The sequence below is a fragment of the Micromonospora sp. BL4 genome, from assembly GCF_003667505.1.
Lineage (GTDB): Bacteria > Actinomycetota > Actinomycetes > Mycobacteriales > Micromonosporaceae > Micromonospora.
Window position 1 is genome coordinate 1 of record NZ_RCVJ01000281.1, and the last position, 794, is coordinate 794.

Annotated in this window: 1 protein-coding gene; it reads right to left on the reverse strand. The window is 64.0% G+C overall.

The window, feature by feature from the left end:
• The coding region (locus EAD89_RS30165; RefSeq protein ID WP_199733698.1) for a glutamine synthetase beta-grasp domain-containing protein at positions 1–785 on the reverse strand (785 nt) is incomplete at its 3' end.
• Positions 786–794 lie beyond the last annotated feature (9 nt).

Genomic DNA, 794 nt, shown 5'->3' on the forward strand with positions numbered 1-794 from the left:
GGCTTGGGCATGAAGGTGGCGGTTTTGCCGTTGGCCCAGGCTTCGTTCTTGACGATGTACTTGAACAGTTGGAGTTGGTCGGCGGCGTGCAGCAGGGTGGAGAACCGGTAGTTGATCTCGGATTGGCCGGCGGTGCCGACCTCGTGGTGTGAGCGTTCCACGTTGAAGCCGGAGTCGACCAGGCGGCGCACGATCGCGTCGCGCAGGTCGGCGTAGTGATCGACCGGCGGGACGGGGAAGTAGCCGCCCTTGTACGCGGTCTTGTAGCCGCGGTTGCCGCCGGGCTCTTCGCGGCCGGTGTTCCAGGCGCCCTCGATCGAGTCGATGTAGTAGAACGACTGGTGCGCGGAGGTTTCGTGGCGGATCGAGTCGAAGATGTAGAACTCCGCTTCGGCGCCGAAGTAGGCGGTGTCGGCGATGCCGCTGGCCGCGAGGTACGCCTCGGCTTTCTTGGCGACGTTGCGGGGGTCGCGGCTGTAGGCCTCGCGGGTGAACGGGTCGTGGATGAAGAAGTTCAACGCGAGGGTCTTCTGCGCCCGGAACGGGTCGATGAACGCGGTGGCGACGTCCGGGAGCAGGAGCATGTCCGACTCGTGGATCGCCTGGAAACCGCGGATCGATGAGCCGTCGAACGCGAGGCCGTCGGTGAACAGGTCGTCGTTGACGGACTCGACCGGCAGGTTGAAGTGCTGCATCACACCGGGCAGGTCACAGAAACGAACGTCGACGAACTTCACGTCCTCGTTCTTGAGGTACCGCAGCAGTTCCTCGGAATTGGCGAACACACGTCCTCC